The following is a 21,575-nucleotide window of genomic DNA, read 5'->3' as shown; positions in this document are numbered from 1 at the left end:
GGTCACCGCCCCAACACCTCGAAGACGTCGGCGGCGGCGTGGGCGCGCTGCGCGGTGCGCAGCGCGTTGCCGCGGTAGGCCTGGGCCAGGCCCGGGTCGACCTCCGCCAGCGCGGCCAGGTGACCGGCCAGCGCGGTCGCGTCGCCGCGGGCGATCGGGCCGGTGAGCGCGGCCTGCCCGCGCTGCAGCGTGTTGTCCAGCGACGCCCGGGCCAGCGGGCCGATCACCCGCTCGGCGAGGCCGCCGGGCTCGTCCCGGACCAGCTCCTGGCCGAGCAGTTCCTGCCCGGACAGCGCGGCCCGTAACCCGTCGAGCGCGTCGGCGAGCACCGTGACGAGGTGGTTGCTGGCGTGGGCCAGGGCGGCGTGATACAGCGGGCGGGCGTCCTCGCGGACCCGGAACGGCTCCCCGCCGATCTCCAGCACCAGGGCCTGGGCGATCGCGTAGCCGACCTCGTCTGCCGCGGTGATCCCGAAGCAAGTGTCGGCCAGCCGCGCGATGTCCTCGTCGGCGCCGGTGAAGGTCATCGCCGGGTGGATGGCCAACGGAGTACATCCTTGGCCGGTCAACGGGGCCAGCACACCGATCCCGTTGGCGCCCGAGGTGTGCGCCACGATGGTGCCGGGCCGCACCGCCGAGCTGGTGGCCAGCCCGGACACCAGGGCCGCCAGTTCGGCGTCCGGGACCGCCAGCAGCAGCAGTTCGGCGTCGCCGGCGACGTCGACGACCGGCGCGATCGGGGTGTCGGGCAGTCGGTGCTGCGCGCGGCGCCGCGACGCGTCGGAGATGGCGCTGCAGGCCACCACAACGTGGTCGGCGCGTTCCAGCGCCACCCCCAGGGCGGTTCCGACCCGGCCAGCCGAGATGACCCCTACTTTGAGCCGGGCTGGGCGCAATCCGTCGACCTGCACCATCGCAGACGGACCCTCGCAAGTTCTCTTGGTTCGTTCCAGTCCCGCGCTGCGGGTACCGGACGGTCCCCGGGATTCTAACGTGGCGGCACGCTGGGTCCCAGGGCTGAACCCTCAGATGTGCGGCAGCTCACTCGTCGCGGCGGCGGCGCCGGCCACCGCTGCTCTGGCCGGCTTGCAGCCGCGCCAACAGGTCGGCGACCGACTGTCCCCCGGTGGGCGGGCCCTCGGGGTCGGCCACCGGATCGATGCTGCGGTGCCGCGCCGCGGAGGTCGGCGGCGGGGGCGGGGGCAGCGTGGGCGCGGCCGGTTCCGCGGCGGCGCTGGGCGTCTCGGACTCCGCGGAATGACGGGCCCGGGCCCGGCGGCCTTCCCCGCCGTACTGCCACGGGCTGGTCGCGGAGGTCTGGCCGCCGGTCGGGTACGTCGTGCCCGGCTCCCGCACCGGGAGCCCGGTCCACTCGCGCGACGCCGCCGGCTGCTCGGGCTCGGCCGGCTGCTCGGGCTCGGGCGTGGGCGCGGCCGCGGCCGGCGTCGGCGGCGTGGCCGCCGACGCTTCGGAGGGCCCGGCGTGGCGGCCGCGGCGCTCGGGCGCCGGCGGCGGTGGCGGCGCGGCCCGGAACGTCGCCGCACCGTTGACGGCCTTGGCCGCCTCGTCGCCGGTGTTGCGGGCGGGTTCTTCGGCGGGCGGTGACACCCAGTTGCTGCCCGGGGATCCCGGCGGCAACCATTGCCCCTCGGCGCTGACCGGCCGCCAGTCGCTGGCCGGTTCAGCGGCCACCGGCTGCGGTTCGGGTGGTGCCGGTTCGGGTTCGGGTGTGGCCACCGGCGGCTCCGGTTTCGGTGGTGCCGGCTCGGGTTTGGGGGCCGCCGGCTCGGGCTGCGGCGGCGGCCACGGTTGGTAGCGCGGCGGCTCGGGCCGCGGCGGCCGGGCCGGCTCGGGCCGGGGGCGCTGCGGCGGCGGATAGGGTTCACGCCGCTCCCGCCGGGACCAGCCGGTGTTCTCCGGGGCCCGGGCCGGCTCTTCGGGCCGCTGCCAGTGCGACCCGCGCGGCGGCCGGGCGTACTCCTCGGCGGGCGCATAGGTCTCGGCGGCCGGGTATCCGGTGTCGTAGCCGTCGCCGGCGTCGGGGACCTCGGGCACATCGATGATCGGGTTCTGGTCGGTGCGTCCGGAGGCGGTTTCGGCGCGCATGGCCGCGACGCGGCTGCTGGTGACCCGGCTGGTCGGGCCGCGCTCGGCGTCGCGGTCCCAGTCGCTGTAGGCGCGCACCGTCGAGCGATCGGTCTCCAACGCCGGGCGCTGCTCGAGGTCGGTGTCGAACAGGATCTCCAGGTTGGTGCGCAGCGCCGCCAGCTCGGCCCGCAGCGCCGCGACCTCATCGGCGGCCTGGGACCGCAGCTCGGAAGCCAGCTCGCGGCGCAGCTGCGACTCCACCGTGAGCTCATATTCCCGCCGGGCCGAGATTTCGCGGTCCAACTGCAGGTCGTAGACCAGTTTGAGGTCACGCGCCCGGGCTTGATCCACATCGCTTTGCCGGCGGTAGATCACCGAGACGAAGGCGGCGACCACCGCAGCCCACAGCGCCAGGATGACGGCGAGCTTCAGTAGCTCGACGCGATTGGTGAAAACCAGTGCGGAACTCGCCGCGATGGCGAGCACCAGCAACGCTGTCAAGAGCACCCAGCCCGGCCTGCGGCCGCCGCGCCGGACCCGGGCGCCGCGGGACAGAACGGAAGTCATCTGCGCCGCTCCTCCTCCTCGCTACGCTCTGCGTCGTCGTCGGCGCGCATTGGCCTGACTGTACCTGCACGAGGTCAGTCCGCGTGTCGCCGCGCTCCGGCGATTCTCGCCCGATCCGCTCAGCTATTGTGTGGCGCCCTCGGCGGGCTCGGACGGTTCGTGCGGGGATTTGCAGCAATGCTGTAGCCACAACGCGGCGATCACCAACGCCAACGCGCTGACGGCGGCCACCACCGCGCCGGGAGTGTCCTGGCCGGGGACGCGCAGCGCGCGTCGCGGCAGCAGGTAGGCCAGCACCGCGATCCACCAGCCCAGCACCGGTGCCCCCACCCACGCCGAGGCCTTGGCGACCACCAGCGCGCGGGCCACCGCCAGCGGATGCAGCCAGCCGGGCCCGTCGCCGACCTGCCCCTCGTCGATCTTCTTGCGGACGTAGCGAGCCCACCCGGCCTCGACGACCGCGACCACCAGCAACGACAGCCCGGTCCACACCGTGATCGGCGGGAACCACCGGTAGGACAGCACCACCAGCGGATAACCCAACACCGCGGCGGCCACCGCCGCGGCCGTCAGGTCACGTTTGCGGGTGGGACCCATCAGCCGTCCGCGCTCGGATCGGCGTGGGTCGCCAACGCCAGCGCGGTCGGCCGCACCCCGTCCCGGTCGGCCGGGTCCAGCTCGGCCAGCAGCGCCGCCACGGACCGCCGCTGTCCGGCCACGGTCAGCTCGGCGTCCGGGTCGACCGCCAACCAGGGCACCAGCACGAACGCCCGCAGGTGGGCCAACGGGTGCGGCAAGGTCAGCCCGTCGTCGCGAGAAAACACCTCGGTGTCGCGGCCGTTGCCGGTGTCGTAGCAACTGACCAGGTCCACGTCCAGGGTGCGCGGACCCCAGCGCTGGCCCCGCACCCGCTCGGCGGCCTGTTCGAGCTCGTGGGCGCGGTGCAGCCAGGCGTGCCCGTCGCGCGCCGGGTCGTCGACGATCAGCACCGCGTTGAGGAATGGCCCCTGATCCACCCCGCCCCACGGATCGGTTTCGTAGACCCCCGACACCGCCTGCACGGCGTCGCCGAGGCCGTCGACCACCGACTGCAGCCGGGCCATCCGGTCGCCCAGGTTGGATCCGATGGACAGCACGGCTCTCATCGGCCACCCCCGGCGGGGACCACCACACCGCGGCCACTGCGGCGGGACCGGCGGGCGACTACCGCCACGTCGGTGAAGGTTTGCGGAATCGGGGCCTGCGGTTTGTGCACGGTGACCTCGACGGCGTGCACGCGGTCGTCGTTCATCACATCCTCGGCGATCTCGGTGGCGACGGTTTCGATCAGGTTGCGGGCCGGCCCGGACACGATCGCGGCGGCGCGCTCGGCCAGCAACCCATAGTCGTAGGTGTCGGCGAGCTGGTCGCTGGCGGCCGCGGCGGCGAAGTCCAGCCACACGGTGATATCGACGACGAAGTCCTGCCCGTTGACGCGTTCGTGGTCGAAGACCCCGTGTCGTCCGCGAACTGTCAAGCCGCGCAACTCGATTCGATCAGACATCGGGTTCAGCCGTCCCTCCCGCGGTCCAGGCTCCGACCACCTTCAACGCGTCGACCGAGGCTTGCACGTCATGCACCCGCACGCCCCAGGCTCCGTGCAGCGCGGCCAGCGCCGAGACCACCGCGGTCGCCGTTTCGCGGCCGTCCGGCGGGCGCACCGCGCCGTCGGGGCCGGCCAGCAGCTTCCCCAGGAACCGTTTACGGGAGGCGCCGACCAGCACCGGCACCCCGGTGGCGACCAGCTTCGGCAGCGCGTGCAGCAAGGCCCAATTGTGTTGGCCGGTCTTGGCGAAGCCCAGCCCGGGATCGATCACCAGCTTGGCCGGGTCAACGCCGGCGGCGACCGCCCGGTCGACGCTGGCCAGCAGCTCCGCGCAAACCTCGGCCACCACGTCACCGTAATACGGAACCCGGTGCGGATCCTCGGTGGACACCGGCCGCCAATGCATCAGCACCCACGGCACCCCGGCCGCCGCGACCAGCGGCGCCATGGCCGGGTCGGCGCGGCCACCGGATACGTCGTTGACGATCTGGGCACCGCTGCGCAGCGCCGCCTCGGCGACACCGGCGTGCATGGTGTCGATGCTGACGGTAACGCCTTGGGAGGCAAGCGCTTTCACCACGGGCAGGACCCGTGCCGTCTCCACCGCCGGGTCGATGCGGACCGCGCCGGGCCGGGTGGATTCGCCGCCTACGTCGACGATCGACGCGCCCTCGGCGGCCAATGCCAGGCCATGGTCGACGGCGCGCTGGACATCCAGATAGCGTCCACCGTCCGAGAACGAGTCATCGGTGACGTTCACCACCCCCATGACCTGCACTCGCGTCGGCTTCACTTCCGCAGAATGAGATCCAGCGCTTCGGACCGCGACCTGGCGTCGGTCTTGAACTGTCCCCGGACCGCTGAGGTGGTGGTGATCGCCCCCGGCTTGCGGACCCCGCGCATCGACATGCACAGGTGTTCGGCCTCGATGACGACGATCACGCCACGCGGGTCGAGTTTGCGCGTCATCGCATCCGCGATCTGACCGGTCAGCCGTTCCTGCACCTGGGGGCGCTTGGCATACAGGTCGACCACCCGAGCGATCTTCGACAGCCCGGTGACCCGACCGTCGTCGCCGGGGATGTAGCCGACGTGCGCCACGCCGTGGAACGCCACCAGATGGTGTTCGCACACCGAGTACAGCGGGATCTCCTTGACCAGCACCAGTTCGTCGTGCTGCTCGTCGAAGGTGGTTTCCAGCACGGCGTCGGGATCGGTGTACAGCCCGCCGAACATCTCGCGGTAGGCCCGGGCCACCCGGGCGGGGGTCTCGGCCAGGCCTTGCCGGTCCGGGTCCTCGCCGACCGCACACAGCAACTCGCGGATCGCCGCCTCGGCGCGGTCCTGGTCGAACGTCGGGCCAGCGGGCGCGACGGGGCGGGAATTCGGCTGAGCCATCCAAGCCTCCGTTTTCTCAGCCGTGGTTCGGCGGGTTGGGCCGACTCGCGTCTTTGTCTTGCTCGTCGGGCGACTCGCCGGCCACCGGCGGGGCCTGCCCCGCCGTGGGCTGCGGCTGGTAGGGCGGATACGGCTGGGCCGGGTAGTGCTGCGCCGGCCGCGGCCAGTGCGCCGGCGGATACCAGTAGCCCGGCGGCTGCTGCGGTGGCCAGCCCGGCGCATGCCAGCCGGCCGGGGCGCCGTAATCGGGCTGGGTGCCGCCCTGCGGCGCGGGTCGATGCCCGGCGGGCACCCCGTAGGAACCGTTGGCGCCGTTGGCGGGCTGCGCGGCCTGAGCCTCCCGGGTGGCTTGCGCGATCGCCGCCTTGAACGCCGGCTCCGGCACCGGCTGCGGCCACGGCTCGCCGCGTTCGATGGCCAGTTCGCCGGGGGTTTTGATCGGCGGCTTGTCCGACGGGATGCGGCCACCGAAGTCGTCGAACATGGTCAGCCGCGGCCGCTTGGTCACATCGGCGAAGATCGCCTCCAACTCGGCGCGGTGCAGGGTCTCCTTCTCCAGCAGCTCACCGGCCAACGTGTCGAGCACGTCGCGGTATTCGGTGAGGATCTCCCACGCCTCGGTGTGGGCGGCCTCGATCAGCTTGCGGACCTCGTCGTCGATGCCGCGGGCGACCTCGTGGCTGTAGTCCGGCTGGGTGCCCATGGTGCGGCCCAGGAACGGGTCGCCGTGCTCGGTGCCGTATTTGACCGCACCGAGTTTGGCGCTCATGCCGTATTCGGTGACCATCGACCGGGCGATCTTGGTGGCCTTCTCGATATCGGACACCGCACCGGTGGTCGGCTCCCGGAACACCAGTTCCTCGGCGGCGCGGCCACCCATCGCGAACACCAGCCGCGCGATCATCTCCGACCGGGTCATCAGGCCCTTGTCGTCCTCGGGCACCGACACCGCGTGCCCGCCGGTGCGGCCCCGAGCCAAGATGGTGACCTTGTAGATCGGCTCGATGTCGGGCATCGCCCAGGCCGCCAGGGTGTGGCCGCCCTCGTGGTAGGCGGTGATCTTCTTCTCCAGCTCACTGATCACCCGGCCCTTGCGGCGCGGGCCGCCGATCACCCGGTCCACCGCCTCTTCCAGCGCCGGACCGGTGATCACGGTGCCGTTCTCCCGCGCGGTCAGCAGCGCCGCCTCGTTGATCACATTGGCCAAATCGGCGCCGGACATGCCCACGGTCCGCTTGGCCAGCCCGTCCAGGTCTGCGTCGGGCGCCATCGGCTTGCCCTTGGAGTGCACCCGCAGCACCGCCTTGCGCCCGGCCAGATCCGGGTTGGACACCGGGATTTGCCGGTCGAAGCGGCCCGGGCGCAGCAGCGCCGGGTCCAAGATGTCGGGCCGGTTGGTGGCCGCGATCAAAATGACCCCGGCGCGCTCCCCGAAGCCGTCCATCTCGACCAGCAGCTGGTTCAGCGTCTGCTCACGTTCGTCGTGGCCGCCGCCCAGCCCGGCGCCGCGCTGCCGGCCGACGGCGTCGATCTCGTCGACGAAGATGATGCACGGGCTGTTCTGCTTGGCCTGTTCGAACAGGTCGCGCACCCGGGAGGCGCCCACCCCGACGAACATCTCGACGAAGTCGGAGCCGGAGATGGTGAAGAACGGGACGCCGGCCTCCCCGGCCACCGCGCGGGCCAGCAGCGTCTTGCCGGTTCCGGGCGGGCCGTAGAGCAGCACCCCCTTGGGGATCTTGGCGCCCAGCGCCTGATACCGCGCCGGGTTGGACAGGAAGTCCTTGATCTCGTACAGCTCCTCGACCGCCTCATCGACCCCGGCCACGTCGGCGAAGGTGGTTTTGGGCATGTCCTTGGAGAGCTGCTTGGCCCGCGATTTACCGAACCCGAAGCCCATCCGGGCGCCGCCCTGCATCCGGGAAAACATCACGAACAACCCGACCAGCAGCAACAGCGGCAGCAGGTAGACCACCAGCGAGCCCAGGATGCTGCCCTGGTTGACGACGGTTTTGATCTGGGCGTGTTTGCCGCTCAACGCGTCGTAAAGCGGCACCGCGTAGCCGGTCGGGTATTTGGTGATGACCTTGTCGGAACCGTCGGTGTCCTTGTTGGAGCTCTTCAACTTCAACCGCAGCTGCTGTTCGCGGTCGTCGATTTGGGCGCTTTCGACATTGCCGGCGTCGATCTGTGCGAGCGCCACCGAGGTGTCCACGGGTTTGTACCCGCGGGTGTCGTCGCTCATATAGAAGAACAGCCAGCCGAGCAGCAGCACGACACCGATCGCGGTGACGGTGCGGATCACGTTTTTCCGGTTCATCGAGCATCGGCCGTAATCGGCCAAGTCCTTCCCATATGCGCAGCTGGACGTATTTCAGGCTACCGCCCGTTAAACGTCCGGCAGTTCCCGGCAGGTCTTTCCGGACCGCCGGCGGCTGTGCTTTGGTGTGATGGTGCTTACATCGACCGAGCGGTTAGTCGACACCAACGGCGTGCAATTGCGGGTGGTCGAGGCCGGTGAGCGTGGCGCGCCGGTGGTGATCCTCGCGCACGGCTTCCCTGAACTGGCGTTTTCTTGGCGACATCAGATCCCGGCGCTCGCCGAGGCCGGCTACCACGTGCTGGCCCCCGACCAGCGCGGCTACGGCGGCTCGTCCCGCCCGGAGCCGATCGAGGCTTACGACATCCACGCGCTGACCGCCGACCTGGTCGGCCTGCTCGACGACGTCGGCGCGGACCGCGCGGTGTGGGTCGGGCACGACTGGGGCGCCCCGGTGGTGTGGAACGCCGCCCTGCTGCACCCCGATCGGGTGGCCGCCGTGGCGGGGCTCAGCGTCCCGCCGACGCCGCGACCCCAGCAGCGACCGACCGAGGCGTGGCGGCAGCTGATCGGGGACAAGTTTTTCTACATCCTGTATTTCCAGCAGCCCGGGATCGCCGACGCCGAACTCGACAGCGACCCGGCCCGCACCATGCGCCGGATGATCGGTGGCCTGCGCTCCCCGGACGACGCGGGCGCGGGGCTGCGGATGATCGCCCCCGGCCCGGAGGGCTTCATCGACCGGCTGCCCGAACCCGACGGGCTGCCGGACTGGATCCGCGCCGACGAACTCGACCACTACATCGCCGAATTCACCCGGACCGGGTTCACCGGCGGGCTGAACTGGTACCGCAACTTCGACCGCAACTGGGAAACCACCCCCGATCTCGCCGGCGCCACCACCGACGTGCCGGCGTTGTTTATCGCCGGCACCGCCGACCCGGTGCTGGGCTTCACCCGCCGCGACCGGGCCGGCGAGGTGGTCACCGGCCCGTATCGCGAGGTGCTGATCGAGGGTGCCGGGCACTGGCTGCAGCAGGAACGCCCCGACGAGGTCAACGCGGCGTTGCTGGACTTCCTGGCCGGCGTGGAGTCGTGATGAGCGCGCGACTGAAATTCGGGGTGTTCATCACCCCGTTTCACCCGATCGGCCAATCCCCCACGGTGGCGCTGGAATACGACCTGGAGCGGGTGGTCGCCCTGGACCGGCTCGGCTTCGACGAGGCCTGGTTCGGCGAACACCATTCCGGCGGCTACGAATTGATCGCCTGCCCGGAGGTGTTCATCGCGGCGGCCGCCGAACGCACCAAACATATCCGGCTGGGCACCGGGGTGGTGTCGCTGCCGTATCACCACCCGCTGATGGTGGCCGACCGCTGGGTGCTGCTGGATCATCTCACCCGGGGTCGGGTGATGTTCGGCACCGGGCCCGGGGCGCTGCCGTCCGACGCCTACATGATGGGCATCGACCCGGTCGAACAACGCCGGATGATGCAGGAATCCCTGGAGGCGATCCTGGCGCTGTTCAGGGCGGCGCCCGAAGAACGCATCGACCGGCACTCGGACTGGTTCACGCTGCGCGACGCCGCCCTGCACATCCGGCCCTACACCCACCCGTATCCGGAAATCTCGACCGCGGCAATGATTTCCCCGTCCGGGCCGCGGCTGGCCGGGGCGCTGGGCACCTCGCTGCTGTCGTTATCGATGTCGGTGCCCGGCGGGTTCGCGGCGTTGGAGACGGCGTGGGAGGTGGTGCGCGAGCAGGCGGCCAAGGCCGGCCGGGACGAACCGGACCGGGCCGACTGGCGAGTGCTGGGCATCATGCACCTGGCCGACACCCGGGAGCAGGCGATCGAGGACTGCACCTACGGGCTGCAGGATTTCGCCGACTATTTCGGCGCGGCGGGGTTCGTCCCGCTGGCCAGCGAGGTGGAAGGCTCCCCGCAGAGCCCACGGGAGTTCGTCGAGGCCTACGCGGCGACCGGCAACTGCTGCATCGGCACCCCCGACGACGCGATCACCTACATCACCGACATGCTGGACCGCTCCGGCGGATTCGGAACCCTGCTGCTGCTCGGCCACGACTGGGCGGCGCCGTCGGCCACCTACCACTCCTATGAGCTGTTCGCCCGCACAGTGATCCCGCATTTCACCGGGCAGCTGACCGCGGCGCGGGCCTCCCATGACTGGGCCAAGGGCATGCGCGACCAGTTGTTCGGCCGGGCCGGGGAGGCGATCATGAAAGCCGTCGGCGAACACACCACCGAACTGGCCAAGGAGCAGCGCTGATGCGGGCCGCGGTGCTGCGCGACGGGCGCATGGTGTGTCGCGACGATGTAGAAGAACCGGTGCCCGGCCCCGGCCAGGTGCTGGTCGGGGTGCGGGCCTGCGGGATCTGCGGCTCGGACCTGCATTTCGCCGCGCACGGCGCGGAGGTGCTGACACTGACCCAGCAGATGGCCGGCATGCCGGCGGATCCCGGTGCCGGTGTCGATCTGGCCGGTGACGTGTTCATGGGCCACGAGTTTGCCGCCGAGGTCCTCGAGGCTGGGCCGGACACCGCCACCCATCCTCCGGGCACCCTGGTGACCTCGCTACCGATCCTGGTGTCGGCGACCGGGATGGAGCCGATCGTCTACTCCAACACCACCATCGGCGGCTACGCCGAGCGGATGCTGCTGTCGGCGCCGCTGCTGTTGGCCATCCCCAACGGTTTGGATCCGCGGCACGCCGCGCTGACCGAGCCGATGGCGGTCGGGCTGCACGCGGTCAACAAGTCGGGCGTCGGCCGCGGCGACACCGCGCTGGTGCTGGGCTGCGGACCGATCGGCATCGCCATCATCGCGGCGCTGCGCAATGCCGGCGTGGAAAACATTGTCGCCGCCGATTTTTCCCCGAAGCGACGGGACCTGGCGGCGACCATGGGGGCGCATCAGGTGCTCGATCCGGCCGCCGGCTCACCGTTCGACACGGTGCGCCCCGCGGTGGTCTTCGAGGCGGTCGGGGTGCCCGGCATCATCGACGACGTGCTGCGCCGCGCCCCGGTGGGCTGCCAGGTGGTGGTCGCCGGCGTGTGCATGCAGCCCGATACCGTGCACCCGTTTTTCGCTATCGCCAAGCAGATCAACCTGCAGTTCGTGCTCGGCTATGACCCAGCCGAATTCGGCGACTCGCTGCGGGCGCTGGCCGACGGCGACATCGACGTCACGCCGCTGATCACCGGGGAGGTGGGCCTGGATCAGGTGGGCGCGGCGTTCGACGACCTGGCCGACCCGGAACGGCACTGCAAGATCCTGGTCACCCCGTAGGGCGCTGCCAGTGGTCGGCCGCGGCCGCCAGGTCGTGCGGGCCCGACGCGGGATAGCCGCCGGCGGCTTGCAGCCGGCGTGACCACCCGCCGATCAGGTCGATCAACTCGCCCAGGTCGTCGCCGAGCGCGTCGACGATCGGTGCGCAGGCGTTGTCGGTGGCCACCTCGATCGCCTCGCGCACGGCCCGCCCGGCATCGGTGAACGCCCCGTCGCGGATCAGCCCGCGGGAGGCCAGCCGGTCCTCGGCCGCGGCCAGGTCGTCGTCGCTCCAGGCCCGGGTGCGGATGTAGCTGCGCAGCGGCATCCCCCAGTACAGTTCGGTGATCAAACCGATCTCGGTGCCGTCGAAACCGGCTGTGCTCCAGACATTTACGTGCACGTCGCCGCGGAACTCGCGCAGCCGGTCGGCCAGCCGCCAGGCGTCGGCCAACGGCTCACCGGGCAGACCCAACGCGACCAGTCCGGCGAACAGCGGCTTGCCCGCCAACGGCAGCCGATCGGTGGCGCGCCGCAGCAGCTGCACCACCCGGTCGACCCCCTCGGGGCTGGCGCCCAACACCCGGTGCAGCTGGGCCACCGCGCCGTCGGTGCGCACCCGGCACACCGCTTTGGCGTCGGTCAGCGCCCAGCCGTGGGTGACCGCCGGGATCACGACGGCCGGGTTGAACACCGCGAAGGCCGCGGCGATCACCTCGCCGGGCACCTGCCCCAACAGCGAACCGCGACTGCAGAAGTAGGCCGTGCCGTCGGGCATTTCCACCTCGCCGGTCTTGCCGGGGCTGGGATTGAACCCGAGCGCGTGATAACCGCGGTGGCATTCCGGGGCGAAGTACACCTGCCCGGCGAACGGTTCAAGCGCCAGGGCCAGCGCCCGGGGCGGAGTGACGGCCATGCGCCCAGTGTGCCGCACCCGTCGCGGTCGCGGTCGCAAACGCGTTAGGGTGCCATCCATGCCGATCGCACGGAGCGCCAACACCTTTGTCCGCCGGTGGATCGCGGTGGCCGCACTCGGCCTGGCCGCGGCCACGGTCTCGGCGTGCGACTCCGCCAGCCCCGGGCCGGTCGGGGACCACCCACGGCAGGTGACCGTGGAGGGCTCCGGTCAGGTGCAGGGCGCCCCGGACACGCTGACCGCCGACGTCGGAATCGAGTTCACCGCACCCGATGTCACCACCGCGATGAACCAGACCAGCGAACGGCAGCAGGCGGTCATCGACGCGCTGACCGATGCCGGCGTGGACCGCAAGGACATCGCCACCACCCAGGTCAGCTTGCAGCCGCAGTACGCCAATCCCGAGGGTGCGGCGTCCACCATCGCCGGGTACCGGGCCAGCAACGCAATCAAGGTGACCATCCGGCAGCTGGACTTGGCGTCCCGGGTGCTGGCCATCATCGTCAACACCGGCGGCGACGCCACCCGGATCAATTCGGTGCGCTATTCCATCGAAGACGACTCCAAACTGGTGCGCGACGCCCGCAGCCGCGCCTTCAACGACGCCAAGGCCCGTGCCGAGCAGTACGCGCAGCTGTCCGGGCTCAAACTAGGCCGGGTGATCTCGATTTCGGAGGAACCGGACGGATCCCGGCCTCCTGGTCCGACGCCGATGCCGCGCGCGATGGCCGCCGACGTGCCGGTGGAACCCGGCCAGCAGACGGTGAGCTTCTCGGTGACCGCGGTGTGGGAGCTGAGCTAGGGGTTCAACACTGGTAGACCCGCGGATCCAGGGTCCCGATGTAGGGCAGGTCGCGGTAGCGCTCGATGTAGTCCAGGCCGTAGCCGACCACGAACTCGTTGGGGATGTCGAAACCCACGTAGGCGATGTCGACGCTGGCGCGGGCCGCGTCGGGTTTGCGCAGCAGCGTGCACACCCGCACCGAGCGGGGCGCCCGGGTGGCCAGGTTGCGCAGCAGCCAGGACAGCGTCAGCCCGGAGTCGACGACGTCCTCGACGATCAGCACATCGCGGTCGCTGATGTCGCGGTCGAGGTCTTTGAGGATGCGCACCACCCCCGACGACGACGTCGAGGACCCGTAGGAGCTGACCGCCATGAACTCGAATTGGGTGGGCAGCGGGATGGCCCGGGCCAGGTCGGTGACGAACATGACCGCACCCTTGAGCACGGTGATCAGCAGCAGATCCTGGCCGTCGGCGGCTGCGCGGTAATCCTCGCCGATCTGGGCGCCGAGTTCGGCGATGCGGTCCTGGATCTGCTGCTCGGTCAGCAGCACCGATTTGATGTCACCGGGATAGAGCTCGGCCGTCACGCTCACAGCGTGCCATGCCGCGGCGTCAACAACCAACGGCCCACCAGCGTTCACGCCCGGTCGACGGGCTCATAACGCAGCGTCAACACCCCGTCGCGCCGACCGGCGAAGAGCCGCTGACCGCGCAGCGCGGAGCCCACCGCCACCCCGCCCTGCCCGCGCCACCCGGTGACCAGCCGATCCACCCCGCGGATCTGCTTGTCGGTCAGGCCGGTCGCCCCGCCGGCCAGCAACCAGCTGCGGATCGCGCCGCGGCGGATCGGTCCGGGCAGCCCGGCCAGCGCCGCGACGTCCAGTCCGTCGCCGGTGGCCGCCGCCGCCACCGCCTGGGCCACCAGCGTGTCGATCAGGCCGGTGTCCTCCCGCAGCGCGGTGGCGGTGCGGGCCAGCGCCTCCGCGACGCCGCCGCCCAGCACGTCCTCCAGCAGCGGCAGCACCTCGGTGCGAAGCCGGGTGCGGGTGAACCGGCGGTCGGTGTTGTGCGGGTCGTGCCAGGGGGTCAGGCCCAGTTCGGCGCAGGCGGTGTGGGTGGTGGCGCGGCGCACCCCCAGCAGCGGGCGACCCCACGGCGGGTCGTGCGGACGCATCCCGGCCAGCGAGCGGGCCCCCGACCCGCGGCCCAAGCCCAGCAGCACCGTCTCGGCCTGGTCGTCCAGGGTGTGCCCGAGCAGCACCGGGTCCTCGCCGCGGGCCGCGTCCAGCGCGCGGTAGCGAGCCGCCCGGGCCGCCGCCTCCGGGCCGCCGTCGGCGCCAACCTGGACGCGCAGCACCCGGGCGTCGGCGCACCCCAACGCGACCGCCTGGTCGGCCGCGGCGGCGGCGACGTCGGCGGAGTCGGGCTGCAGGCCGTGGTCGACGACCAGCGCGGTGGTGGGCAGCATCCCGGCCGCCACGGCGGTCAGCGCCAACGAGTCCGGGCCCCCGGACAGGCCCACGCACCACCGTGGTGCGGTTGGCAGGTAGGTCTGGGTGAACGCCGCGACCGCCGCCCGCAGCTGGTCTACAGCACCCGGTCGATCCACCGGTGCGGGTCTTCGATCTCGGCGGGCAGCGGCAGCGTGTCGGGACCCGACCAGATCGTGTTGAACCGGTCCATCCCCACTTCGCCGACCACCTGGTCGACGAAGGCTTTGCCGCGGGTGTACTGGCTGATCTTGGCGTCGATGCCCAGCAGCGCGCGCAGCAGCCGCTGCAGCGGGGGCTGGTCGCGTTGGCGCCGCTCGTCGAACCGGCGGCGGATGGTCGCCACCGACGGCACCGCCGCCGGCCCGACCGCATCCATCACGTGGTCGGCGTGGCCTTCCAGCAGCGTGCCCAGCACCAGCAGCTGGTCCAGCGCGTCACGCTGCGGCGCGGACTGCACTGCCCGCACCAGGCCCAGGATGCCGGCGGTGTGCGCGTCGGGCTGTCCCGGGTCGGCGTCGCGGCGGCCCCGCACGAAGTCGGCGAGCCGGCCCAGCACCTGCATGGCGTCGTCGCCGCTTTCGGTGGTCAGCACCGCCAACGCATCCGACATGTACCGCGACAGCCACGGGTTGGCGGTGAACTGCACCCGGTGGGTCACCTCGTGCAGGCACACCCACAACCGGAAGTCGGCCGGCGGCACCCGCAGTTGCCGCTCCACGGCAATGACATTCGGATACACCAGCAGCAAACAGCCCCCGTCGGCGAACGGGTCGTACTGGCCGAGGATGCCGGAGGCGACGAACGCCAGCACCGCGCCGGTCTGGGCCCCGGTGAGGCGGGCGGTGACCACCCCCCGCGGTTTGTCGGTGCCGCCGGTCATCACCCGCATCGACTCGGCGGCCGCGGCGATCCACTGGCCGCGGTCCACGATGCGCGCGTCCGGCACCGCACCGCGGGCGCCCAGCCCGGTCACCTCCCGCACCAGCGGTTCGGCGGCCTTGGCGGCGCTGGCCAGCTCGTCGATCACCTGGCGGCGGGTGTAGTCGGTGGTCGGCGGGGCCGGCCGGGCCAGCCATCCCCCGACCGTGGCGGCGAAGCGCCAGTCCACCGCGCGCCCGACGGTCAGCTCGGGGGAGGTCATCGCCGCCTCCTCCTCATCGCTGGGCTCTGCATCGTCACCGGCGGGGAGGTCATCGGCAGCCGCAGGTTCGCAGGGTGGCGGCCACCGCGTCGATCGCGGTGCGCCCGGTTGGGCCGGCGTCGTTGGAGATCAGGGCGAAGGTCAGCACCCGCCCGTCGTGGTCGGTGACCACGCCGGCCAACGCGTTGGTGCGGGTCAGCGACCCGGTTTTGGCCCGCAGCCAGCCGGCCGGGCCTTGATCGGTGCCGGGGTCCAGGAACCGGTCGGACAGGGTGCCGCTGCCGCCGGCGACCGGCAGCAGATCCAGCAGGGGGCGCAGCGACGGCTGGTCCGGGCCGGCCGCGGCCTGCACCACCCCGTCCAGGGTTTTGGCGGTCAACCGGTCATCGACCGACAACCCGCTGGAATCCATCAGGGCCGCGCCGCCGGTGTCGATGTGGGCGGTGCGCAGCTGCTCGGTCACCGCGCCGACGGCCCCGGTGAACGACTGCGGCCGGTGCAGCGCGGCGGCCACCTCGCGGCCAATGCATTCGGCCATCACATTGTCGGAGGCGTTCATCATGTCGTTGAGTCGCTGAATCAGCGGGGCCGACTGCACCGACGCCAGCTCCCGGGCACCGGCCGGCGCGCCGGTCAGGGTGACCGCGCGGGGGTCCACCCCCAAAGCGCTGGCCAGCGCCCGCCCGGCGTCCAGCGCCGGGGTCAGCGACCGGCGGGATTCCACCGTGGTGGGCTGGATCCGCCCGGCGTCGAGCATCACCGATTCGATCGGGGCGATGTCGCCGCCGTCGATGTCGGACGGGTCCCAGCCCGGCGCCATCGTCGGACCGCTGAACAACGAGGTGTCCACCTGCACGGCGGTCACCGGGGCGCCGCTGCGACGCACCTGGTCGGCCAGGTCGCTGATCCGGGCCGAGCCCCGATACCAGGTGTCTTGCCCGGCCGGTGCCGCCGACAGGGTCGGGTCGCCGCCGCCGACCAGCACCACCACCCCGGACTGGTCGGCGGCCACCACCTTGGTGGTGACCCGGGCGTTGCGGTCCAGGGTCAGCAGCGCCGCCGCCGAGGTCAGCACCTTGTTGGTCGACGCCGGCTGCATGGGCAGGCCGTCGGTTTGCGACCACAGCTGGTCACCGGACGCCGCGTCGGTGATGCGCCCGCCCAGCCGGCCCAGATCCGGGTTGGCCACCGCCGGCGCCAGCGCGACCCGCAGCCTGTCGACGGTGGGTTCCGGCGCGGTGTCGGCAACCGGCACCACCCCGGGGTCGGCGACCGCCGCCGGCGGTGTCGGCGCGGTTTGGGCGTCGGTGCTGTGGCCGGTGTTGAACAGGGCGGCCGCCGCCAGCACCGCGCCGACCAACGCCAGCACGATCACCCCGACCAGCAGGTGCGTGGATCTCGCCCACCGCGTCGGACGCATGACCCTCCTGATTTCCCTGGCCCGGTTGTGGTGGGCCAGCCCCCAAACCGACCCGGTGCGGTCGGCATCTGTTTAGTTGCAGCGTATCGCTCGGTTAAGGTGGGCCTCCGGCGCGGAGCCAACGATCAGACTGACCCACACCTGGGAGAAGGAGCCGACACGGTGCAATTCGACGTGACCATCGAGATCCCGAAGGGTCAGCGCAACAAATACGAGGTCGATCACGAGACCGGCCGGGTTCGGTTGGACCGCTACCTGTACACGCCGATGGCCTACCCCACCGACTACGGCTTCATCGAAGATACCCTCGGCGAGGACGGCGACCCGCTCGACGCGTTGGTGCTGCTGCCGCAGTCGGTGTTTCCCGGTGTGCTGGTGGAGGCACGGCCGGTGGGAATGTTCAAGATGGTCGACGAGGCCGGCGGCGACGACAAGGTGCTGTGTGTGCCGGCCGGTGATCACCGCTGGGACCACATCAACGACATCGGCGATGTGCCCGAGTTCGAGCTCGACGCGATTAAGCACTTCTTTGTGCACTACAAGGACCTGGAGCCGGGCAAATTCGTCAAGGCCGCCGACTGGGTGGGCCGCGCCGAGGCCGAGGCCGAGGTGCAGCGCTCGGTGGAGCGGTTCAAAACCGCCGGCCACTAAGCCTAATCGGCGTCGAGGACGCGGGTCTTGTACAGGCTGGCGACGGTGCTGATGACCAGCACCGCCACGATGACGACCAGGCTGACCGAGGTGGAGATCTTCGGCACGTCGAATGGCTTACCGCCGTTGAGGAACGACACGTCGTTTTGGCGCAGCGCCTGCAGGATCATCTTCACCCCGATGAACATCAAGATGACCGCGAGGCCGCGCGGCAGATACTCCAGCCGCTTGAGCATGCCGCCCAGCAGAAAATACAACTGCCGCAGGCCCATCAGCGCCAACACGTTGGCGGTGAACACCAGATACGGCTCGCGGGTCAGGCCAAAGATCGCCGGGATGGAGTCCAGCGCGAACATCAAATCGGTGGTGGCCACCGCCAGCACGACCAAAAACATCGGCGTCATGACCCGTTTGGTGCCGTCTTTGAGGTAGAGCTTGAGGCCGTCCCACCGGTCGGTGGTGTTCAGGTAGGTGCGGGCGAACCGCACCACCGCATTGTCTTGCCCGCTGTCCGGACCGCCGGCCAGCACCAGCCGAAGCGCCACGAAAATAATGAACGCGCCGAACACGTAGAAGGTCCACGACACCTTCTGGATCGCCACCGCGCCGAGCGCGATGAAAGCGCCCCGGAACACCAACGCCAGCACGATGCCTAAGAACAGCACTTCCTGCTCGTAGCGCTTGGGCACATTGAAACTGGCGATGACCAGCGCGAAGACGAACAGGTTGTCCACCGACAGGCTGTATTCGGTGAGCCAACCGGCGAAAAATTGCATGCCGAACCGGCTGTCGTGGCCGAACCAGATCCACAGCCCGAACAGCACGGCCAGCAGGATGTAGCCCGACAGCGCCAACGCGCATTCCCGCAGCGTCGGCTCGTGGGGTCGGCGGGCGATCACCAGCACATCGAAGAGCAGCACCGACAGCGTCACCGCCAGGGTGATGCTCCACTCCAGCAGCGATAAGTGCAACGGCGGGCCCCTTTCGCGGACAGTCTCTCAGGTCACCGGCCGCGGCACGATTCACCCGATGGGCGCGGCGCGGTTTTCCACCGCCATTCGCCTCGCGGTAACGACGTCGTCACCGCCTCGCTGCGCGCTGCCAGCAGGGTGAGGGCTATGCAGGCGACAGCTGGCTTGGACGATCTACTAGTTTCAGTGACCGCGCGGCTGTTGACGGTGCCGTTGCAGGAGGTGTACGCGCTGCTGTGGCGGGCCGGTGTTCTGGAGCTTCATCAGGCCGACGGTCGGTCGGCACCGGCTGATCTGAGCCGCGACGACCATCCAGCAGATGCGTTGTCACGGCCACCGCGCCCGTCGCGACCGCGGCCGACCCTAGCGCCTGCGCCCAGCCCAGCGGTCCGACCGGGGTACAGCCGAGCAGTTGGCTGACGCCCGGGGTGCTGACCATGAGCGCGAAGGCGGCAAACGAGCCCGCCGCGGTGAGCAGCACCAGCGGGGCGTGCGAGTCCACCAGGGTCTGGCCCAGCTCCACCGACACCAACGAGATCAGCGCCACCGTGGCGGCGCGTTGCGGGCGCCCGGTGACCGACGCCATCGCCCACGCCGTGGTGCCGGCGGCCGCGGTGAACGCCCCCCGGAACGCCACCGCCCGCCACAGGCCGCGTTCATCGAGGCCCTGCCCGACCCGTTGCACCGGCCCGCGCGGGGTGCTGACCGCCACCGCGGTGGCCGGCAGCGCGTCGGTCAGTGTGTTCATCAGCAGCAGCTGCCGGGTGTTCAGCGGCGAGGTCCCGGTCAGCGCGGTGCCGATGACGGCGAAAATCACCTCGCCGGCGTTGCCGCCGAGCAGCCCGGACACCGCCGCCTGCACCCCCCGCCACAGTCGGCGGCCCTCGTCGATGGCGTCGGTCAGCGCGCGGATCCGGCCGTCGGTCAGCACCACGTCGGCGACGGTGTGCGCCGAGTCGCTGCCCCGGGCCACCACCCCGATCCCGACGGTGGCGACCCGGATCGCGGCCGCGTCGTTGGCGCCGTCGCCCACCATCGCGCACACCCGCCCGGCGCGTTCCAGGGTCTGCACGATCTGCACCTTGTTCTCCGGCGACATCCGGGCGAAGATCACCCGCTCGCACACCACCCGTTCCTGGTCCTTGCGGGACAACGCATCCCACTCCGATCCGGTGATGATCTGATCGGCGGGGACCGACACGCCCAGCTCCGCGGCGATCGCCGTGGCGGTAATCGGGTGATCACCGGTGATCAGCCGGATGTCCACCCCCCGGTCGGCCAGGTCGGCCAGCAGCTGCGGGGCGTCCGCGCGCGGGGTGTCTGCGATCCCGAGGAACCCGGTCAACGACAAACCGGCACCGCACACGTCGCCGATGCTGTCGGGGTCGTCCCGGACGGATTGCGCCTGTGCCGCGGTGAGCCGGCGCTGGGCCACCGCGATCACCCGCAGACCCTGGGCCGCCAACTCGTCCACGACGTCGCCGCCACTGGCGTCTTCGCAGGCGGCCAGCACCACTTCCGGCGCACCCTTGACGGTCAGCTGCGCACCCGAGACCGCGGCGGAGAACCCCCGCCCGGACCGGAACGGCAGCAACGCGTGCGGGGTGGGCTGCTGTGCGCCGTCGGCCTCGCCGAGTTTGGCCGCGGCTTCGATGATGGCCTGATCGGTGGCGTGCGCATGCGCGGCGCCCTGCGGGGCCGGTGCGGCGTGCGCGGCACCGCGCAGCACGTCGTCGTCCGAGTGCCCCGACACCGGGTGCACCCGGGTCACCCGAAGGCGGTTCTCGCTGAGCGTGCCGGTCTTGTCGAAGCAGACCACCTCCAGCCGGCCGAGCGCCTCCACCGCCCGCGGCACCCGGACCAGTGCCCCGGTCCCGGTCAGCCGCCGTGCCGACGCGTACTGCGCCAGCGTCGCCATCAGCGGCATGCCCTCCGGGACCGCCGCCACCGCGATCGCGATGGCATCGCCCAACGCCTGCCGCAGCCCGCCGCCGCGCAGCAAGCCGAGCGCGCCGACCAGCACACCGCCACCCCCGCTGACCGGGAAAGCCCGGTACATCAAGCGACCGAGTTGGTGCTGCAGGCCGACGACGGGCAGGTCGCCGGAGGCCAGTTCGGCCGCCCGTCGCGTCTGAGTGTCGGCCCCGACGGCGGTGACCAACGCGACCGCGGTCCCGGCCACCACCGTGCTGCCCGCGTAGAGCATGCAGCGCCGCTCGGCCAGTTCGGCGCCCGGCGTCGCGTCGACCTGTTTGTCCACCGACAGCGATTCACCGGTCAGCGACGATTCGTCGACCTCCAGGTCGGTGGCCTCGACCACCCGGGCGTCCGCCGGAACCACCTCGTTGCTGCGTACTTCGATCACGTCGCCGGGCTGCAACCGCTCCGAGGGGACCTCCCGGTAGGAGCTAGGACCGGTCACTGTGCGCGCCAACGGGGTCTGCTGGGCCAGCAGCAGGTTCAGCCGGCTCTCGGCCCGCATCTGTTGGGCGGCGGCGAGCATGGCGTTGCCGACCAACACGATCCCGACCATCACCGCGTCGATCGGCGAGCCCAACAGCGCGGTCGCCGCCGAACCCACCGCCATGATCGGGGTCAGCGGATCCGACAGTTCCGCGCGGACGGCCTTGGCGAACTGCCAGACCGCGTTGGGCGGCGCCGCATCGACCGTCGCCGCCGCCTCCGCGTCCGGCGCCGGCAGCACCTCCCGGACCTGCTGCACCGACATCGCATGCCATTCGTAACTGGGTGCCGGCCGCGGGGCGGGTGTCCGAATCACCCGGCGGGCCAGCAGATAGCCCGACACCACCCCGGCGGCCGCACCGAGGGTCACCGGCCCGGGCCCGCGGCCTTGCCGCACCCGCGTACCGGGCACCATCAGCACCGCGCCCAGCGCCGACGCGCTGGCCGACAGCGTGATGCCGTGCTGGCTGGCGTCCCGCGCCGCCGGCA

Annotated in this window: 20 protein-coding genes and 1 pseudogene; 6 read left to right on the top strand and 15 right to left on the bottom strand. The window is 71.3% G+C overall.

Features of this window, described 5'->3' with window-relative positions; translation table 11 throughout:
- Positions 1 to 2: 2 nt before the first annotated feature.
- The 8 genes from ACAG26_RS04365 to ftsH all read right to left on the bottom strand — a co-directional run bounded on the left by ACAG26_RS04365 (position 3) and on the right by ftsH (position 7,958).
- A complete protein-coding gene (locus tag ACAG26_RS04365; RefSeq protein WP_370479825.1) occupies positions 3 to 914 on the bottom strand; it encodes a Rossmann-like and DUF2520 domain-containing protein in 912 nt (303 codons plus the stop codon).
- A 127-nt stretch (positions 915 to 1,041) separates the two neighbouring features.
- The gene (locus ACAG26_RS04360; RefSeq protein WP_370479823.1) at positions 1,042 to 2,655 is read right to left on the bottom strand and encodes a DUF6779 domain-containing protein; all 1,614 of its coding nucleotides are present in this window, start codon (positions 2,653 to 2,655) and stop codon (positions 1,042 to 1,044) included.
- 123 nt (positions 2,656 to 2,778) lie between these two features.
- The gene (locus ACAG26_RS04355) at positions 2,779 to 3,252 is read right to left on the bottom strand and encodes a DUF3180 domain-containing protein (RefSeq protein WP_370479821.1); all 474 of its coding nucleotides are present in this window, start codon (positions 3,250 to 3,252) and stop codon (positions 2,779 to 2,781) included.
- Positions 3,252 to 3,800 carry a 2-amino-4-hydroxy-6-hydroxymethyldihydropteridine diphosphokinase gene (gene folK / locus ACAG26_RS04350; RefSeq protein WP_370479819.1) on the bottom strand — a complete coding sequence of 183 codons (549 nt, stop codon included), beginning with the start codon at positions 3,798 to 3,800 and terminating at the stop codon, positions 3,252 to 3,254. The genes ACAG26_RS04355 and folK overlap by 1 nt, the downstream gene beginning before the upstream one ends.
- A complete protein-coding gene (gene folB / locus ACAG26_RS04345) occupies positions 3,797 to 4,198 on the bottom strand; it encodes a dihydroneopterin aldolase (protein WP_370479817.1) in 402 nt (133 codons plus the stop codon). The genes folK and folB overlap by 4 nt, the downstream gene beginning before the upstream one ends.
- Positions 4,191 to 5,033 carry a dihydropteroate synthase gene (gene folP, locus ACAG26_RS04340; protein ID WP_370479815.1) on the bottom strand — a complete coding sequence of 281 codons (843 nt, stop codon included), beginning with the start codon at positions 5,031 to 5,033 and terminating at the stop codon, positions 4,191 to 4,193. The genes folB and folP overlap by 8 nt, the downstream gene beginning before the upstream one ends.
- Positions 5,030 to 5,638, bottom strand: coding sequence for a GTP cyclohydrolase I FolE (gene folE, locus ACAG26_RS04335; protein ID WP_370479813.1), 609 nt, complete (start codon positions 5,636 to 5,638; stop codon positions 5,030 to 5,032). The genes folP and folE overlap by 4 nt, the downstream gene beginning before the upstream one ends.
- A 16-nt stretch (positions 5,639 to 5,654) precedes the next feature.
- Entirely contained in the window at positions 5,655 to 7,958 is a 2,304-nt protein-coding gene (ftsH, locus tag ACAG26_RS04330; protein ID WP_370479810.1) for an ATP-dependent zinc metalloprotease FtsH, read from the bottom strand.
- A 130-nt stretch (positions 7,959 to 8,088) separates the two neighbouring features.
- On the opposite strand from ftsH, the gene ACAG26_RS04325 reads away from it, so the two are divergent.
- Genes ACAG26_RS04325 through ACAG26_RS04315 form a run of 3 tightly spaced genes read left to right on the top strand, consistent with a single transcriptional unit; the run spans position 8,089 to position 11,266 of the window.
- Positions 8,089 to 9,057, top strand: coding sequence for an alpha/beta fold hydrolase (locus ACAG26_RS04325; protein ID WP_370479807.1), 969 nt, complete (start codon positions 8,089 to 8,091; stop codon positions 9,055 to 9,057).
- A complete protein-coding gene (locus ACAG26_RS04320) occupies positions 9,057 to 10,247 on the top strand; it encodes an LLM class flavin-dependent oxidoreductase (RefSeq protein ID WP_370479804.1) in 1,191 nt (396 codons plus the stop codon). Before ACAG26_RS04325 ends, ACAG26_RS04320 begins: the two co-directional genes overlap by 1 nt.
- Positions 10,247 to 11,266: a zinc-binding dehydrogenase gene (locus ACAG26_RS04315; protein WP_370479802.1), complete on the top strand. Its 1,020-nt coding sequence runs from the start codon at positions 10,247 to 10,249 to the stop codon at positions 11,264 to 11,266. The genes ACAG26_RS04320 and ACAG26_RS04315 overlap by 1 nt, the downstream gene beginning before the upstream one ends.
- On the opposite strand, the gene ACAG26_RS04310 is transcribed toward ACAG26_RS04315, so the two are convergent.
- Positions 11,256 to 12,161 carry a hypothetical protein gene (locus ACAG26_RS04310; RefSeq protein WP_370479799.1) on the bottom strand — a complete coding sequence of 302 codons (906 nt, stop codon included), beginning with the start codon at positions 12,159 to 12,161 and terminating at the stop codon, positions 11,256 to 11,258. The two genes, ACAG26_RS04315 and ACAG26_RS04310, sit on opposite strands and share 11 nt — an antisense overlap.
- Positions 12,162 to 12,219: 58 nt before the next feature.
- Here ACAG26_RS04310 and ACAG26_RS04305 point away from each other — a divergent pair, with 58 nt between their 5' ends.
- A complete protein-coding gene (locus ACAG26_RS04305; RefSeq protein ID WP_370479797.1) occupies positions 12,220 to 12,963 on the top strand; it encodes an SIMPL domain-containing protein in 744 nt (247 codons plus the stop codon).
- A gap of 4 nt (positions 12,964 to 12,967) precedes the next feature.
- Here the strand turns inward: ACAG26_RS04305 and hpt are convergent, their stop codons facing one another.
- From hpt to dacB, 4 genes are read right to left on the bottom strand one after another with little or no spacing between them, the layout of a single operon-like run.
- A complete protein-coding gene (gene hpt, locus ACAG26_RS04300) occupies positions 12,968 to 13,570 on the bottom strand; it encodes a hypoxanthine phosphoribosyltransferase (RefSeq protein ID WP_370479794.1) in 603 nt (200 codons plus the stop codon).
- 14 nt (positions 13,571 to 13,584) lie between these two features.
- Positions 13,585 to 14,556 carry a tRNA lysidine(34) synthetase TilS gene (tilS, locus tag ACAG26_RS04295; RefSeq protein ID WP_370479791.1) on the bottom strand — a complete coding sequence of 324 codons (972 nt, stop codon included), beginning with the start codon at positions 14,554 to 14,556 and terminating at the stop codon, positions 13,585 to 13,587.
- Complete coding sequence (locus ACAG26_RS04290) at positions 14,535 to 15,581, bottom strand: zinc-dependent metalloprotease (RefSeq protein WP_370479786.1); 1,047 nt, start codon at positions 15,579 to 15,581, stop codon at positions 14,535 to 14,537. The genes tilS and ACAG26_RS04290 overlap by 22 nt, the downstream gene beginning before the upstream one ends.
- 49 nt (positions 15,582 to 15,630) lie before the next feature.
- A complete protein-coding gene (gene dacB / locus ACAG26_RS04285; protein WP_370479784.1) occupies positions 15,631 to 17,001 on the bottom strand; it encodes a D-alanyl-D-alanine carboxypeptidase/D-alanyl-D-alanine-endopeptidase in 1,371 nt (456 codons plus the stop codon).
- A 162-nt stretch (positions 17,002 to 17,163) separates the two neighbouring features.
- On the opposite strand from dacB, the gene ACAG26_RS04280 reads away from it, so the two are divergent.
- The gene (locus ACAG26_RS04280; RefSeq protein ID WP_370479781.1) at positions 17,164 to 17,652 is read left to right on the top strand and encodes an inorganic diphosphatase; all 489 of its coding nucleotides are present in this window, start codon (positions 17,164 to 17,166) and stop codon (positions 17,650 to 17,652) included.
- A 2-nt stretch (positions 17,653 to 17,654) separates the two neighbouring features.
- Here the strand turns inward: ACAG26_RS04280 and ACAG26_RS04275 are convergent, their stop codons facing one another.
- The gene (locus ACAG26_RS04275) at positions 17,655 to 18,623 is read right to left on the bottom strand and encodes a TerC/Alx family metal homeostasis membrane protein (RefSeq protein ID WP_370479779.1); all 969 of its coding nucleotides are present in this window, start codon (positions 18,621 to 18,623) and stop codon (positions 17,655 to 17,657) included.
- Positions 18,624 to 18,770: 147 nt separating this feature from the next.
- On the opposite strand from ACAG26_RS04275, the gene ACAG26_RS04270 reads away from it, so the two are divergent.
- Positions 18,771 to 19,043, top strand: a complete 273-nt coding sequence (locus ACAG26_RS04270) for an Rv1535 domain-containing protein (RefSeq protein WP_370480383.1) — start codon at positions 18,771 to 18,773, stop codon at positions 19,041 to 19,043.
- On the opposite strand, the pseudogene ACAG26_RS04265 reads toward ACAG26_RS04270, so the two are convergent.
- Positions 19,015 to 21,105, bottom strand: a pseudogene (locus tag ACAG26_RS04265) (cation-translocating P-type ATPase); the annotation flags it as partial. The gene ACAG26_RS04270 and the pseudogene ACAG26_RS04265 sit on opposite strands and share 29 nt — an antisense overlap.
- Positions 21,106 to 21,575: the final 470 nt, after the last annotated feature.

Source organism: Mycobacterium sp. pUA109, from assembly GCF_041287095.1.
GTDB lineage: Bacteria > Actinomycetota > Actinomycetes > Mycobacteriales > Mycobacteriaceae > Mycobacterium.
Note: the sequence above shows the minus strand (reverse complement) of the source record. Positions and strands in the feature narration are given on the sequence as shown.